Raw genomic sequence first — 15912 nt, 5'->3', positions numbered from 1 at the left:
AATGGTCTCCAAAAAAATTAATACATCGGGTTGAGCTGTAAAGGTGGCTCTTGTAACAGCCGGACTTGTTCAGAAAAAAGACTCACTTGCTTATGCCAAAAATCACTATCAGCCATCCACGGAAACGCTTTTGGAAAAGCCGGATCTTGCCAGCGACGAGCAACCCAAGCTAAATAATAGACTATTCGCATTGCACGCAGAGGCTCTATTAATGCCAAGGTCTTGGGATCAAATGCCATAAATTGACCATATGACTCAAGCAAGATATCCAACTGGATCAACCGTTCTTGCCGTGATCCACTCAGCAACATCCACAAATCCTGAATAGCAGGGCCATTGCGAGCATCATCAAGATCCACAAACCACGCTTCATTACGCCACAAGATATTACCAGCATGGCAATCCCCATGCAGCCGCAATACTTGCCAGTTATCATGCCATTGGCTTGCGACTGCCTGATTCAATTCATTTAATGCAACCAAAAAATCCTGTTTATGACTCGTGGGAATGAGTTCACATTCAGCCAAACATTGATATGGCTGATATAAATATTCATTCAAGTTAAGTGTAGGACGAGCAGAAAATGTTTTTTTTGCCCCAATTTGATGCATTCTTCCCAGTAATCGCCCAACATCTTCTAGTTGGTCAAAACTATCTGACTCATACTGACGCCCTCCCACACTGGGAAAAATGGCAAAAAAGAAACCACCATAATTCAGCACCGTCTGCCCATCAAATATCAACGGTGCGGCCACGGGCAAATCGGCCTGCTGCAATTCATGTGCAAGATCATGTTCCTCCTGAATTTGCTGCTGACTCCAGCGCAGGGGACGATAAAATTTCACAACATAGCGTTTACGGTTTTCATCCATGAACTGATACACCCGATTTTCATAGCTATTCAGTTCGGTTAGACCTGAATCAAGGTACAGGCCAGATTGCCCCAATGCATCCATGATTAAATCTGGTGTAATATTTTGAAAATTAAAAGCCTTCGATTCCATCACAACACAGTTCTCTCTTCATCAATCTTTAATAATGCCCCGGGCGCGCAACAACGCCGTTTTAAAATCTTCTTCATAATCTTTTTTCACGCCAGGGATTTCTGCATGGCTATCCATGCCGCGCATTTTCAGGTGATAAATCAAAATATCATCCGTTAATTCAGACAACTGTCCTGTGAATCCCGCTTCATCAGCCAGTTTTTGCAAAAGCGCCAACAGATTTAAATCCGGCTCATTCTTCCATACTGGATGTAAAAGTTCGATGACTTCATTGAGGCGGTAATGCTTCATTTTTAGTTCCTTATAAATCACGATACAAATTAGCAGGGTTAATGACTTTGAGAAAGCATTGGTCTGTCAATCAGCGTAAAGTTATACTGCCACCTCAAGCAGCATGGTTAGATATTGATTCACAATTGAAAGACAAAGGGTATACCAAACATTAAATATTTCATTGCCCAATATCAGGTGGTTTAACATGACGCATCTAAAAATCAGTGGCGCAATTCTGGCTGGGGGATTATCCACCCGCATGGGGGGAAACGACAAAGGATTGCTGCAATTTAACAATGCACCACTATACCAGCACATTGCCACAAGATTGCAGCCACAGGTTCATGAATTGTTGATTAATGCCAATCGCAATCTGGAGATTTATCATCAAAGTGGCTATCCCATCATACCGGATATCATTGCCGATTTTTCCGGGCCATTGGCAGGTATGTTGGCGGTTTTAAAAAACGCTATCCACGAGTGGGTGGTATTTGTCCCTTGCGATGTCCCCAATTTTCCTGAAAACCTGGTCGAAAAACTGTGGCACTACAAACAAGACGCTTGGGCTGCTTATGCACATGATTGCGAACGCGCACACCCAACCTTGGTATTAATGCACCGCAATCTCATCCCTCGTCTGGAAAGCTATCTCGCTTTGGGGGACAGAAAGCTGATGTTCTTTATGCAAATGATTAAGGCAAAGACGGTCTATTTTCCCAATCCCAATGCATTCACCAACTTAAATACCCCTGAAGAATGCCATCACTGGGAATACCATCATTGGGAACACCTTCAGGAGACGGCATGAACCACAACATCAACGACATAAAACTGCCGATTTTGGGTATCACGGCTTATAGTGGAACCGGAAAAACGACGCTATTGAAGCAAGTCATTCCACTGTTACGCCAGCAACATATCCGCGTTGGGCTGATTAAGCATACTCACCACAATATGGATGTCGATAAGCCAGGCAAGGATAGTTACGAGCTACGCAAAGCGGGGGCTGCACAAACGTTGGTTGCCAGCCAGCAACGCTGGGCTTTGATGACTGAAACGCCAGAATTGCCGGAACTGGATCTTGACTATCTTGCCAGCCGATTTGATGCAAATTTGTCGGATCTGATTTTGGTTGAAGGATTCAAACATGAACCCATCCCCAAAATCGCTCTTTATCGAGATGGCCTCAACCACACCGTTGATGAGCTTCTCGATCCCTATGTAATAGCAATTGCCAGCGATATTGCGCTGGCAACTCCCCTTCCACAGCTTGATATCAATCGACCGGAACAAGTGGCGGCATTTATTACCAAATGGTTACATCAATAACAGTGGTTATAACAATAAGAATATTTCCTGTCATTCGAGCTGTTATTCGCTTTTGCCTTAGTTCCTTTCCGGCATCAAACCAATAAAAGTCGTTTTTTTGCGAGGTTCAGTCATCAATGCTGCCAACTTTTCGACACAGCGCAGGTAATGAGGCGTTTTCTTATGTGCCGCAACTGCCGCTTCGTCAGCATAAGCTTCATAGATATAAAAGCGGGTTGGGATATTCTCATCACGCAATACATCGAACCGTAAATTACCTGGCTCTTTAACAGAGCCAAGGTGATTATCCCGAAATACTTCAATAAATTCGTCTATCTTGTCGGCTTTAACATTAATTTCCACTAATGTAACGTGCATATTATTCTCCCTTGGCTTTTTCACTCAGGAAAAACTCATAAGCCTGAGCAGGTTTCTCATTGTGATGCACCACGGCCTGCACAGCTTTCAGCATCGCAACAGGGGCTTCCGACTGGAAGATATTACGTCCCATATCCACACCCGATGCCCCCTGATCAATCGCCTGATAGCACATATTTAACGCGTCCAGTTCCGGCAGTTTCTTACCACCTGCAATCACAATCGGCACAGGACAGCCCGCCACAACCCGCTCAAAACCGCTATCAACATAATAGGTTTTGATGATGTTTGCCCCCATTTCGGCTGCAATGCGAGTCGCTAACGAAAAGTAACGTTGGTCACGCGCCATCTCTTTACCAACACCGGTCACCGCCATTGTTGGCATACCATAACGTGTTCCCTGATCCACCAGCTTGATAATGTTCTTGATAGATTGATGTTCATATTCTGAACCGATATAGACCTGTGCTGCAACCGCACAGACGTTGAGGCGCAGTGCATCTTCCATCGCCACCGCAACGGCTTCATTGGAGAGTTCAGTCAGAATAGAGTTAGCCCCAGACGCACGCAGGACTACAGGTTTATTGGTTGCAGGCGGAACTTGACTGCGCAGGATACCGCGGGTACACATCAACACATCGGTGTATTCAAACAACGGGGCGATATTGATATCAATACGCTCCAAACCTGTCGTTGGGCCCTGAAAATAACCGTGGTCAAATGCTAGCATCACCGTTTTATTGGTAACGGGATTGAAAATCCGTGACAAACGGGACTGCATCCCCCAATCCAGTGCACCACAGCCTTTCAGTTCAAATAGCGTGTTCTGTTGCGGTGTATTAATGCCAAAATCTTTACCATCTTTGATATCATCTAAATCTGCCATTTCTCCCTCCAGAAAGGTGTCAGGACTGCATACCAGCCCCATGCATTAGAAATCGTACTGATTGATATTGTCTTTGGTGAAAATTACCCGCTCCGGCATGACAACAATGCCATTGCCTTTCGCCTCATAACGGTATCCTTGTACACTGTTGGGTGAGATTTCAACACTGTCAATATCAGGAATATTCAATTTATCTCCCACATTCAGTTCGCCTTTTTGCAATATCTCATTGGTAACATGAATGGCTATCTTGCCCTGCTTGACTACATCCCATAAAGCGAACTGTTTGACCGTACCATTTTCAACATAAGGACGCATGACATTCGGGGTACTAAATCCAACAATCGCGACATCTTGACGCTTCAGATTTTCTGCAGCCTGAGCCGCCGCAGGCAAAGCGTTAGCATCTGGAGCAATAATCGCATCCAAGTCCCCCCACGCTTTTAAAATACCTTCCGCGGTTTGCAAAGATTTAGTGGCATCGTTATAGCCAAATCGGGTGGTGACAATTTCCCAATTCGGATGTTCCTCTGCAATCTTGGCTTTAGCTTCTTTTACCCATTGGTTCTGATCTGTCACTGTCGGGCTGGAATAGAAAAAGGCTACTTTCGCTTTTTCTTTCTTCACCTGATTTGCGGCCATATCCACCAAAATGCCCCCCAACTGCTTTGGTGTTCCTTGATTGATATAGATAGAGCGGCATTCTGACGCCGTATCGGAATCCCACGTCAATACTTTGACACCACGCTTCATAGCACGTTTCAAAGCTGGGCACAATCCATCCGGTGACACGGCTGAAACCACAATCGCATCATAGCCTTGGTTAACAAAACTATTAATAAGCTGAACCTGTCCCGCAACACTCGGCTCTGTCGGACCATCGTAAGTGACTTCAATACCCAGCGCCTTGCCTGCTTCCACCGCACCTTGCCCACCACTGGTAAAGAACCCAACGCCGACCAATTTAGGGATAAATGCTATCTTTTCTGCCGCCTGAGCCCAGGAAACACATCCCAGACTTAATGCAGCAGCCAAAGCCAGCTTCTTCATTGTTGGTGCTTTCATGCTTATCTCCATTTATTTTTATTTCAAGATCATCTTTTATATCAATCCAACTTCAAGTTGCAGCTTGCAAATCAATGTGTTGTTTATATCTCCCGCTACGCGGGGAGATATAAGACGCATCTTGAAAGGCGATTGGTATATGTTTCAGAAAATGTTATTGCGAAACAGAAGCTCTTCGACGTTGCCACCAATCACAGATTTGATGACGATGCAGTGAAACAGACCGTCCTATCACCGTTACAATCAGCAAGGCACCAGACAACGCACTGGATATCTGATTAGTAATTCCCATCATATGCAATCCTTGCTGCAAATAACCCACCAGCAAAACCGCCAGTGCCGTTCCCATAATCGAACCAGATCCACCATAAATATTAGCCCCTCCCAGCACGACAGCCGTAATCGCGGGCATCAGAAAAGAACTTCCCAAATCGGAACGCGCCGAACCAAAATAAGAAACCAAAATAATCGCCGCCACTGCCGAAGCCAGCCCGGTCAAAGCGTATAAAAAACATAAAATTCGATTTACGGGGATAGCACTGTAACGAGCAACACAGCTACTCTGCCCGATAAGAAAAACATTACGGCCACGATGGGTACGATGCATAAATAGCCAGAACACCAATACAAAAAGGATAAAGATGACTAAAGGAACAGGCAGGTTGAGCAGCGTCAGGTTGGCAAAATCAGTAAATGTATCAGGAAAACCACCAATGCCTTCATATCCCGTCGCGCCAGATAGGCCCGACAGCAATAAGGCGCTACCGCCAAACAGGTACATCGTACCAAGCGTAATGACCAACGGATTCACACCCGTATAGAAAATCAGGGCCGCATTAATCAAGCCGCACAGCACCCCGACAAGTAAAGTAAAAGGAATTGCCACAATCATCGGTAAACCAGCTTGATACATCACACCTAATGCGATAGCACATAGGCCGATAATCGAACCAAAAGAGATATCAATACCACCACTGACAATCACCATCGTTAACGGCAACGCGATAATGCCGATGCAGATAAAATCACTGGTACTGAACAACAGCACATTAATATCCAGCATCCTTGGATTAGCTATGCCAAACAGTAAAATTTCCGCCACCAACAACATTAAAAGCGCCGTTTCCCAACCATAACGTTGTACCCTATTCATTATGGCCTCCCGTTTCTTGCGGTGTGTTTTTGTTTATTGGTTCAAGGAAACGGGCGTAACGTTGCTGGCGTAAATTATTGCCAACGACATTACGTAAACGCCCATCCAGCACTAACACCATCAACAGGACAAGGCCAGCAATAAAATCATTCCACCATGCCGATAACTTGAGGAGTACCAACACACTATCAATTTGCGTCAAAAAATATGCTCCGCAGATCGCCCCAAAGACAATTCCAACGCCCCCCAACAAACTTATACCACCTAATACACAGGCAGCGATGGCTTTCATCTCCAGCCCATTCCCCGTTTGATTCGGAATAAAGCCAATCTGAGCCACAAACACAATACCTGCCAATGCTGCCATCACGCCATTTATGGTGAATGCCGTGATGCGAATGCCATTGACGGGAGCGCCAAGCTGACGAGCGCCTTGCAGGTTATCACCTGTGGCATAAAACCCACGGCCAAACTCAGTTTTCTTTAACATCCACGCTATCGACAGAATCAATAACATCAACAACCAGCCAATTGGTGAAACACCCAATAGTATTGGTCTGGCGAGTTCTTTAACCTCAGCGGGCAAACCTTCGATCCATTTACCACCGGTTAACAACAGCATTAATCCACGGTATAAACAGAGTGTGCCCAACGTGGCAACAATCGCTGGAATTTTTAACCATGCCACCAACACACCATTAATAAACCCCGCCATGATGCCAACCAGCAACGTAACTAAACAGGCAATCGCCAGTGGAAGCCCTGTATTAAGCGACATGCCCAACACTACCGCACATAGTCCGGTAGTCGAACCAACAGACACATCAATATTGCGGGTTAACATGACCAGCGTGGCACCCATTGCTAATAAAATAAGAATTTGGGCATTACCGAAGATCATAGTGATCGTTTGGAGGCTGAAAGCATGGCTATCGAGACTTCCTAGCAAAGCAAACAGTCCCAAAATGGCGATCAATACTGTAGCCTCTCGGTTATTCTGGATGAATTTCAATGTGACGTTCCCCAAAAGAAAGATGCATAATCTCGTCCACATTCATGTGGTCTTTATCAAGCTGTCCACAAAGCTCGCCGTGATGCATGACCAGCACGCGATCAGCCAACTGAACAATTTCATCAAGATCAGAAGAAATCAGGAGAATCGCCACTTGTTGGCTGGCGATTTTGTGAATAAGCTGATAGATATCATTACGCGCTCCAACATCAACACCCCGCGTTGGTTCATCAATAATCAAGACGGTAGGCTTGGCTTCCAGGCATTTAGCAATCAGGATCTTTTGCTGATTACCGCCAGACAGCGTACGTACAGATTGATCTACATTGTGGAATCGAATATTGAGCGCTTGACGATATCGTTCCAATACTCCGACATCGTGGGTGGAACGTGTCCAGAAAGTGCTTCGGCTGTGCGTTAGCGAACAAACATTCCAACTCAAAAAGGCGTCAAGAAATAATCCAAAAACTTGCCGATCTTCAGGCAAATAAACCAACCCATGTTGCAAACGTTCTGCGGTATCGAGTTTATTGATGACTTGTTGTCGGAAACGAATTTCACCACTCGCTATCGGGCGCAATCCATATAGTGTCTCTGCCAGTTCCGTACGACCTGCTCCTACAACACCAGACAAACCAACAATTTCCCCCGCCCGTAGCGTCAAAGAGATGTCACGAAATCCCTCCCCACATAGAGAAGTCACTTCCAAAACGGGAGTTGCTGATAGGTTATCCGATACATTACTACTAGCTTTCAAGCTCAATTTTTGATTATCAGCCAACGCAATTGATTTTACCGTAGGTGTAATCGCCTGAATTATTGCTTCCGTTGTAAAACGCTCAATCTCGCCGCTAAGAGCGATGCCCCCATCTCGTATCACACTGACATAATCTGCAATCTCACGAATTTCAGGTAATTTGTGGGAAATGAAAATAATCCCTACCTGTTGCTGCCGTAATTCCCGTATTCGTGCAAACAAACGTTCAGTTTCTGCGGGCGTCAATGCAGCAGTTGGCTCATCCAGAATCAAAATACGAGAATTACGCATCAAGCCACGCATAATCTCCACCAACTGCTGATCTGCTACATTCAAAGCGCCGGCTGGCATCTTCAAGTCAATTTGGCAATCAAGCTGAAGCAATAATTCGTGCATTCGGCTTGTACTGGCTTGATGTTTTGGCAAACGAAACAGGATATTTTCCTGAACGGAAAGATTGGGAAATAACAAAGGTTCTTGTGGAACCAGATAAATGCCCAGTTGATGCGCTTTCGTCGGTGTCAGATAGCTGATAGTAGCACCATCCACAACCAACGTGCCGGCATCCGGCTGTTCAATACCCGCAATGATTTTCATCAAAGTTGATTTACCCGCACCATTACCACCTAATAATGCATGAACCTGCCCTGGCATCAGAAAGAAATCAATCTGCTTCAACACCATCAAACCAGAAAACTGCTTACTGATCCCACGGGCAACTAAAAGCGGAGCACTGTTAGTCGGGCTCAGGCAAAACGGATCATGGGAATTAGTGGCAATATTGCTCTGTGACATCACGTACCTCATGGCATTTTGGGTTTGCGTTTCTGACACCGATGCGAGATTGAACATTTATTTAATTTAAAAACATTTGTTCAAGACTCTAATGTAAAACTTAAGACTTTTTCAATAATCAGATCACATTTTGTGAAAAATTTAGATCCATATTAAAATATGTTCAAATTTTGCGATAAGCCTCTAGTACATTAGAGATATTTATGCTTATTCTTTCCTCGTGGATAAAGAAGTTATTATGTCGACCAAATTAAATCAGAAACAATCCGTCTCAGGGAAAAGCGTATTATCCGAGGAAATTGACTATTCAAGCTACAACTACCCAGGAAATAGCATGAGTGAAGAAGAACTAATGGCCCGCATTGCCTGGTTTTACTATCACGATGGTCTGACGCAAGGAGACATCGGTGAATTACTCGGCCTCAGTCGCCTGAAAGTTTCCCGTCTGTTAGAGAAAGGGCGGCAATCTGGCGTGATCCGCGTTCAGATCAATTCGCGCTATGAAGGGTGTTTGGAGTTGGAAAGTGCTTTGCAAAAACGCTTTAATCTCAGACAGGTTCGCGTATTACCTACCCTTGATGGCATGAATCTGAATGCGCGTCTTGGTATCGGAGCCGCTCACCTGTTAATGGCGCTGATTGAACCTCACCAGCTATTAGCTATTGGATTTGGTGAAACGCCGATGTGTACTTTGCAGCATCTGAGCGGTTTTATCTCATCTCAGCAAATTCGGTTGGTGACGCTGTCAGGCGGTGTTGGCCCTTATATGACAGGTATTGGCCAGCTTGATGCAGCCTGTCCTGTCAGCATCATTCCGGCACCACTGCGAGCCTCTACCCATCAAGTTGCGGCGACATTTCGCGAAGAGCGCAGTGTACGGGACGTGATTTTGGCAGCTTGTGCGGCCGATACTGCTATCGTCGGGATCGGCGCCATCAAACAGAAGCAACATGCAACTATCATGCGTTCCGGCTACATCAGCGATGGCGAACAATTGATGTTTGGCCGCAAAGGTGCTATCGGTGACATTCTTGGTTACTTCTTCAATATGGAAGGTGAGCTGATCAGCGACATTGATATCCATCAGGAACTGATCGGCATTTCATTGCCAGAAATGAAAACCATTCCTAATGTCATTGGTGTAGCAGGCGGCATCGAAAAAGCAGATGCTATCGTTGCTGCACTGAAAGGGGGTTACATTAATTCACTGGTGACAGAAGAACAGACCGCGAAAGCTATGTTAATTTGATCGACGAATAATCTCTATCCATCCCCTGTGCCATATCGAATAAAAAGAAGATAACAACAGACGAGGATAGTATCATGAATCAACGCGCTCATGCTCACCCATCAAGGAAGTATTTGATGGCGCTTGATGCAGGAACTGGCAGTATCCGTGCAGTTATATTTGATCTCGAAGGGAATCAGGTTGCCGTTGGACAAGCTGAATGGATACACCATCCCGTACCGAATGTTGCGGGTTCAATGGAGTTTGATCTGAAAAATAACTGGCAACTGGCCTGCCAATGTATTCAACAGGCGCTGCAAAAGGCGGAACTGCCCGCCAATGCGATTCAAGGCGTTGCTGCCTGTTCAATGCGGGAGGGTATTGTCCTTTATAATCGTGACGGCGATCCTATCTGGGCGTGTGCCAACGTAGATGCCCGTTCCAGTCATGAAGTCAGCGAACTGAAAGCGCTTTACAATAATACCTTTGAATATGACGTCTACCGCTATTCCGGCCAAACATTGGCATTAGGAGCCATGCCACGCCTGCTTTGGCTTGCTCATCACCGCCCTGATATCTATCAACAAGCCAGTACCTTAACCATGATCAGTGATTGGCTGGCTTATATGCTAAGTGGCGAGCTGGCGGTTGATCCCTCTAACGCGGGCACAACGGGAATGCTGGATTTAGCCAGCCGCGATTGGCGCCCAAGCCTGTTGGAAATGGCAGGATTGCGTGCGGATATCCTCTCTCCTGTCAAAGAAACAGGCACCTTGCTCGGCTATATTACGGAAAAAGCCGCAGCAGAATGCGGCCTGAACAGTGGCACTCCCGTGATTATGGGCGGTGGCGATGTTCAACTCGGCTGTCTTGGCATTGGTGTCGTCAAACCTGCCCAAACTGCGGTACTCGGCGGAACATTCTGGCAGCAAGTCGTCAACCTGCCTGAACCCATCACCGATCCAAACATGAATATCCGCATCAATCCGCACGTTATCCCCGGCATGGCGCAGGCAGAATCCATCAGTTTCTTCACCGGCCTCACCATGCGTTGGTTCCGCGATGCTTTTTGTGCAGAAGAAAAACTGCTGGCAGAACGACTGGGCGTTGATGCCTACAATCTGCTGGAAGATATGGCGGCACGAGTTCCTGCCGGTGCCTATGGTGTCATGCCGATTTTCTCCGATGTTATGCGCTTTAAATCGTGGTATCACGCTGCCCCATCTTTCCTTAATCTCTCGATTGATCCGGAAAAATGCAACAAAGCAACACTATTCCGGGCATTGGAAGAAAACGCCGCTATCGTCTCGGCGTGTAATCTCGATATGGTTTCGACCTTCTCTGGTGTCCAAGCAGAATCGCTGGTCTTCGCAGGCGGTGGCTCAAAAGGCAAACTCTGGAGCCAAATTCTGTCTGACGTTACGGGACTGCCTGTCCGCGTACCGGTGGTAAAAGAAGCAACAGCATTGGGTTGTGCTATTGCAGCAGGGGTTGGTGTTGGATTGTATGATTCCATGCCCGCAACAGGAGAAAGATTGGTACGTTGGGAGCGGGAATATCAACCGAATTTAAGCCACCGTGAAATTTACCAAAAAGCGAAAAAAGACTGGCAGGCGGTATATGCAGACCAACTACACCTGGTGGATGATGGGCTGACGACGTCATTGTGGAAGGCACCGGGGCTGTAATTTTTGATTGGCCTCGAATTGTGAGGCCAATAAAATAATCAAATCTCTCACCTCATAGTCACAAACTCTTCCGCCGCCGTCGGATGGATAGCAACCGTATTATCAAAATCCTTCTTCGTTGCTCCCATTTTCAGCGCAACCGCAAAACCTTGCAGTATTTCATCCATTCCAAAGCCAATACCGTGAATACCAACTATCTTCTCATTGGCTCCTACACAAACCAACTTCATACGGCATGGCTGACGGTGCTGCGTCACTGCGGTGTACATTGCGGTGAATGACGATGTATAAACCTTAACCTGATCTTCGCCATACTGAGTCTTTGCCTGTGGTTCCGTCAAACCTACCGTACCAATTGGTGGATGGCTAAATACCACTGTAGGTATATTGGTGTAATCCAGATGTTCATCAGGTTTGTTATTAAACAGACGCTCTGACAAACGACGCCCTGCTGCTACCGCAACGGGTGTCAATTCCACCGCACCCGTGTTATCACCCACTGCATAAATACCGTTAACATTGGTATTCTGATACTTATCGACCTGGATATAGCCTTTTTCATTCAGCCTAACACCTGTTGCAGCTAGATTCAGCTTATCTGTCATTGGCTCACGCCCAATCGCCCAGATCAGCGTATCAACAACCTGCTCCCGACCATCCTGCAATTTAACAGTCAGGCTGCCATCACTATTTTTCATCACAGACTGTAATATTGCTTCTGTATGCAGTATTGGCCCTTCAGTTTTGATGACTTCTAACAGTGTTTCCACAATCATGGGATCAAAAGAACGCAGAGGTGCGTGCTTACGGACAAACAGATGTGTTTCGCTACCCAGTGCATTCAAAACACCCGCGATTTCAACAGCAATATAGCCAGCACCGACCACAGCAACACGCTTCGGCATTTCATTTAGTTCGAAGAAACCATCTGAATCAAGACCATATTCAGCACCGGGAATATCTGGACGTACAGGACGACCACCTGTCGCGATCAGGATATGGTCAGCCGTGATTTTTTCGCCATTAACCTCAACAGTATGTGCATCAACAAAACGGGCGAATCCTTGAATGACATCGACCTTATTGTTATTCAATACGCGTTCATATGACTGATGAATACGATCAATATAAGCAGTACGGCTAGCAATGAGTTTTTTCCAGTCAAAATGATTGACGGTAGTATCAAAACCATAATCGGGACCATATTGATGAATAGATTCCGCAATTTGAGCAGCGTGCCACATCACTTTCTTTGGTACACAGCCCACATTAACACATGTTCCACCTAATGCCTTTGCTTCAATCAGGGCACATGTTTGCCCATACATGGCTGCACGGTTAATGGAAGCAATACCGCCACTGCCACCACCAATTGCAATATAATCGTAATGTTTACTCATCTTAGGTCACTTCCGTCTAATCAATTAAGTTACTGCTAAAGTTCAGCCTGACGTCATTGTGACAAAAAATTATCACTCACAGTGGACGATTCTAACTCTTATTGCCATAGGCCACGGCTATCGAGTCACAGTTTATTCAGACGTCATCAAACCTTTAATAACGACGCCACGCTGAACCTTTACCTTATTCAGGGACAATCCACTCTACTGATGTATGTCCTGTGCCTTCAGGAACTAATACCTGATGCAACCACGGTAACACGGCCTTCATCTGTTGTTCTAATTTCCACGGTGGATTAATGACGATCATACCTGATGCCGTCATACCCCGTTGATCACTGTCAGGGCGCACACCAAGTTCAATTTGTAAAATCTTACGAATACCCGTGGCTTCCAGTCCCTTTACCAAACGTTTAATCTGCTGACGCAGAACAACGGGATACCACAGAGCATAAGTACCTGTAGCAAAGCGCTTATACCCTTCCTGAATACCCTGAACGACATTCTGATAATCTGATTTCAATTCATAAGGTGGGTCGATCAGCACAAACCCACGACGACTTTTTGGTGGCAGTTTTGACTTCAACTGTTGGAAACCATCTTCCCGCATGACACGGGCACGTCTGTCGCGGGAAAATTCCGTACGTAACAGGGGAAAATCGCTGGGATGCAATTCACTCAGATTAAGCTCATCATGCTCCCGCAATAAGTGACGGGCAATCAGCGGAGAGCCTGGGTAATAACGTAAAGTGCCTTGTGGATTCAATGCTTTCACAACATCCATGTATGCAGCCAATTCTTCGGGGATATCATCACGCTGCCAAATACGGGCAATACCTTCCAGATACTCTCCCGTACGTTCGGCATGTTCTCCACTCAAATGATAGCGGCCTGCACCAGAGTGAGTATCCAGATACAGGAAAGGTTTTTCTTTTATTTTAAGCGACTCAATGATCAGGCTTTGTACTACGTGCTTTAACACATCAGCGTGGTTGCCGGCATGGAAGCAATGGCGATAACTTAACATTGGATTTAACCCCGAAAGCAAAATATTAATAACTTGCCTGATGCCCTACCAGACAACTAAAGAGGCATTATAGCCTTATTCTCAACAAAAAAGATAAAAGCTGCCTTATGCTCCCTCTTCGTTGTGGATCCAGAGGAATTTTCAGGATCAAAACAAAATCAGCGTATAAAATTCCAGATAAATAATCTCAAAATTTTAGGAATAGTTCATGATGTCGAAAACAGTGATTTCATCTGTATTGATCGTTTTCAGTATGAGTATTGCCTATGCAAACCAAGGTAAGGCAGGATGTGAGATAAAGAAAAAAACATTAGAAAAACAACTCCAATATGCTCAAGCAGATAAAGATGAGCGTCTGATAAAAGGATTAACTCGCACTTTGGAAAATATAAAGGCCACATGTGCCCTGGAAGAACTTCTGCAAGAACACAACAATAAGCCAGAAACCATAAAAGATAATGCACAAAATAATACGACAAGGAATTTAGCTGATAAAAACAATTCACCACAATTGAAACAGCCAAGTAGCAAAAGCCAGTCCCACATCACCCCTAAAAGCAACAAAATAGACATTAAGAAAAAATAGATAAAAAAGACAGGCCATGTAAAAGCCATGGCCTGCATACAATCCTGTATTTATCTTATGTTTTATAGCCCTCTCCCTCTAGTTTGCTGCGCATTGGAGGGAAAAATATTGTAATAGATTTTATCACTCATAAGCGGTTCATCTTCAATTTTCACGGAAAGAATGGAGTTATCTTTAGAAATAGCATAATGACTAAAATAATTTCCCTCTCTTTCATAAGGATAATGAAAGTTAGGCTTAATAAATTTTTTCATATAAGATTCATTAGGTGGATGATATTCATCTGAATAAATCACCTTCTGATCCCTGACAAAAATAATCTTATAAAAAAGGCTCGTTTCGTAATCAAACTTAGTTCCGATAATTTTTTCAATATCCTCTGGTGCTATGCCTTTGTCGATGATATACATTTTGTCCCAGTCAAAAGGAATAATCTTATTCATATCAATCAAGCAGGTTGTATTCTTCTGGCAATGCTTATCGGCGTAATCAATAATTCCTAATCTGCTGTTTCCAAAAGATAAAAATAAAATGATAACTCCCAGCATTAACGAGAAAATAATAATATTACTTTTGTCGACATTACGGAAAAACATCATTCCCCCCTTCATAATCAAATCTGATATGAGAAAACGGCCTTGGAATTTTCACCTCTAAAATCAAACAGCTAATATTATTACCCAATCAATACAGTTTCATTTCTGTCACTGTACCTTGCCTCATGACACTGATAAACACAGACAGAAACCTCCCCCTCTGCCTTTCCAACAGCAGACTGGTATTTTTTGGATTTTATAATATGTCATGAAGGTATATCTTGAATTGTGTAGACAACACCACCTCACTTATTACTTAAAAACAAGCAATTGTTACACAATTGTTATTTAGTATCCTAAGTGCGGTTTACAAGATAAAAATTAATGTCTATCTCTTATTCTTAGCATCAACAGTATCATACAGGGACACTTTGGATGACTAAAAAGTATAGTAATTGTACCCATGTTTTTTTTGATTTCAAATAGAAAAACATGGTAATAAAATAATAAACTAGATAAATAGTTGCTAACGTGATTTTATGATTATTTTAGAGTGATTAGGTATATCCGATTTGTTACATCATGAAACAATCAGAAAAGGGAAAGAAACACTGGTAATTTATACATACCAATGTAATTTGACGTTCAATATATTTTTAAAATCAAAAATACGATAATAAACAAGCATAAAATGATTTTAAGTTTATTTTTTACATGAATTACCACCATATCATCACATGCATTTTGGCAACAACCATCTTAAAGTATTTCTTAAAATAGAATATTGATATTAACAACCTCCCTATAATATTTAAA

General features: G+C 44.2%; 16 protein-coding genes. 5 read left to right on the top strand and 11 right to left on the bottom strand.

Annotation, left to right across the window (positions count from 1 at the left end; all coding sequences use genetic code 11):
• Positions 1–17 precede the first annotated feature (17 nt).
• Together WDV74_RS01080 and WDV74_RS01075 are read right to left on the bottom strand one after the other, a co-directional pair.
• Positions 18–1004 (bottom strand): serine/threonine protein kinase, encoded by a 987-nt coding sequence (locus WDV74_RS01080; protein WP_338885506.1) that lies wholly within the window; start codon positions 1002–1004, stop codon positions 18–20.
• 21 nt (positions 1005–1025) lie between these two features.
• A complete protein-coding gene (locus WDV74_RS01075; RefSeq protein ID WP_273557540.1) occupies positions 1026–1295 on the bottom strand; it encodes a YihD family protein in 270 nt (89 codons plus the stop codon).
• A 187-nt stretch (positions 1296–1482) separates the two neighbouring features.
• Between WDV74_RS01075 and mobA the strand changes: the two genes are divergently transcribed.
• On the top strand, positions 1483–2085 hold the full coding sequence (gene mobA / locus WDV74_RS01070) for a molybdenum cofactor guanylyltransferase MobA (protein WP_338884110.1): 603 nt from the start codon (positions 1483–1485) through the stop codon (positions 2083–2085).
• Entirely contained in the window at positions 2082–2606 is a 525-nt protein-coding gene (gene mobB, locus WDV74_RS01065) for a molybdopterin-guanine dinucleotide biosynthesis protein MobB (protein WP_338884109.1), read from the top strand. Before mobA ends, mobB begins: the two co-directional genes overlap by 4 nt.
• Positions 2607–2663: 57 nt before the next feature.
• On the opposite strand, the gene lsrG is transcribed toward mobB, so the two are convergent.
• From lsrG to lsrA, 6 genes are all read right to left on the bottom strand, one after another.
• Entirely contained in the window at positions 2664–2963 is a 300-nt protein-coding gene (gene lsrG, locus WDV74_RS01060) for a (4S)-4-hydroxy-5-phosphonooxypentane-2,3-dione isomerase (protein WP_338884108.1), read from the bottom strand.
• A 1-nt stretch (position 2964) separates the two neighbouring features.
• On the bottom strand, positions 2965–3849 hold the full coding sequence (lsrF, locus tag WDV74_RS01055; protein ID WP_338884107.1) for a 3-hydroxy-5-phosphonooxypentane-2,4-dione thiolase: 885 nt from the start codon (positions 3847–3849) through the stop codon (positions 2965–2967).
• Positions 3850–3894: 45 nt separating this feature from the next.
• Positions 3895–4914: an autoinducer 2 ABC transporter substrate-binding protein LsrB gene (gene lsrB / locus WDV74_RS01050; RefSeq protein WP_338884106.1), complete on the bottom strand. Its 1020-nt coding sequence runs from the start codon at positions 4912–4914 to the stop codon at positions 3895–3897.
• 154 nt (positions 4915–5068) lie between these two features.
• A complete protein-coding gene (lsrD, locus tag WDV74_RS01045) occupies positions 5069–6070 on the bottom strand; it encodes an autoinducer 2 ABC transporter permease LsrD (RefSeq protein WP_338885505.1) in 1002 nt (333 codons plus the stop codon).
• On the bottom strand, positions 6060–7121 hold the full coding sequence (gene lsrC / locus WDV74_RS01040) for an autoinducer 2 ABC transporter permease LsrC (RefSeq protein WP_338884105.1): 1062 nt from the start codon (positions 7119–7121) through the stop codon (positions 6060–6062). Before lsrC ends, lsrD begins: the two co-directional genes overlap by 11 nt.
• Positions 7060–8631 (bottom strand): autoinducer 2 ABC transporter ATP-binding protein LsrA, encoded by a 1572-nt coding sequence (gene lsrA / locus WDV74_RS01035; protein ID WP_338884104.1) that lies wholly within the window; start codon positions 8629–8631, stop codon positions 7060–7062. The genes lsrC and lsrA overlap by 62 nt, the downstream gene beginning before the upstream one ends.
• 334 nt (positions 8632–8965) lie before the next feature.
• Between lsrA and lsrR the strand changes: the two genes are divergently transcribed.
• Together lsrR and lsrK are read left to right on the top strand one after the other, a co-directional pair.
• Entirely contained in the window at positions 8966–9880 is a 915-nt protein-coding gene (lsrR, locus tag WDV74_RS01030; RefSeq protein WP_338885504.1) for a transcriptional regulator LsrR, read from the top strand.
• 74 nt (positions 9881–9954) lie between these two features.
• A complete protein-coding gene (gene lsrK, locus WDV74_RS01025; RefSeq protein ID WP_189759354.1) occupies positions 9955–11547 on the top strand; it encodes an autoinducer-2 kinase in 1593 nt (530 codons plus the stop codon).
• Positions 11548–11594: 47 nt separating this feature from the next.
• On the opposite strand, the gene gorA is transcribed toward lsrK, so the two are convergent.
• Both gorA and WDV74_RS01015 read right to left on the bottom strand, forming a co-directional pair.
• Positions 11595–12947, bottom strand: a complete 1353-nt coding sequence (gene gorA, locus WDV74_RS01020; RefSeq protein WP_338884103.1) for a glutathione-disulfide reductase — start codon at positions 12945–12947, stop codon at positions 11595–11597.
• Positions 12948–13131: 184 nt separating this feature from the next.
• Positions 13132–13974: a 23S rRNA (adenine(2030)-N(6))-methyltransferase RlmJ gene (locus tag WDV74_RS01015; RefSeq protein WP_338884102.1), complete on the bottom strand. Its 843-nt coding sequence runs from the start codon at positions 13972–13974 to the stop codon at positions 13132–13134.
• Positions 13975–14182: 208 nt separating this feature from the next.
• On the opposite strand from WDV74_RS01015, the gene WDV74_RS01010 reads away from it, so the two are divergent.
• The gene (locus tag WDV74_RS01010; protein ID WP_338884101.1) at positions 14183–14560 is read left to right on the top strand and encodes a DUF1090 family protein; all 378 of its coding nucleotides are present in this window, start codon (positions 14183–14185) and stop codon (positions 14558–14560) included.
• Between the two features lie 62 nt (positions 14561–14622).
• Here WDV74_RS01010 and WDV74_RS01005 read toward each other — a convergent pair whose 3' ends face one another.
• Positions 14623–15159, bottom strand: coding sequence for a hypothetical protein (locus tag WDV74_RS01005; protein WP_338884100.1), 537 nt, complete (start codon positions 15157–15159; stop codon positions 14623–14625).
• Positions 15160–15912 lie beyond the last annotated feature (753 nt).

It is taken from the genome of Xenorhabdus sp. TH1 (genome assembly GCF_037260955.1).
Lineage (GTDB): Bacteria > Pseudomonadota > Gammaproteobacteria > Enterobacterales > Enterobacteriaceae > Xenorhabdus > Xenorhabdus griffiniae.
The sequence above is the reverse complement of the archived record's forward strand: the minus strand, read 5'-3'. Positions and strand labels throughout refer to the sequence as shown.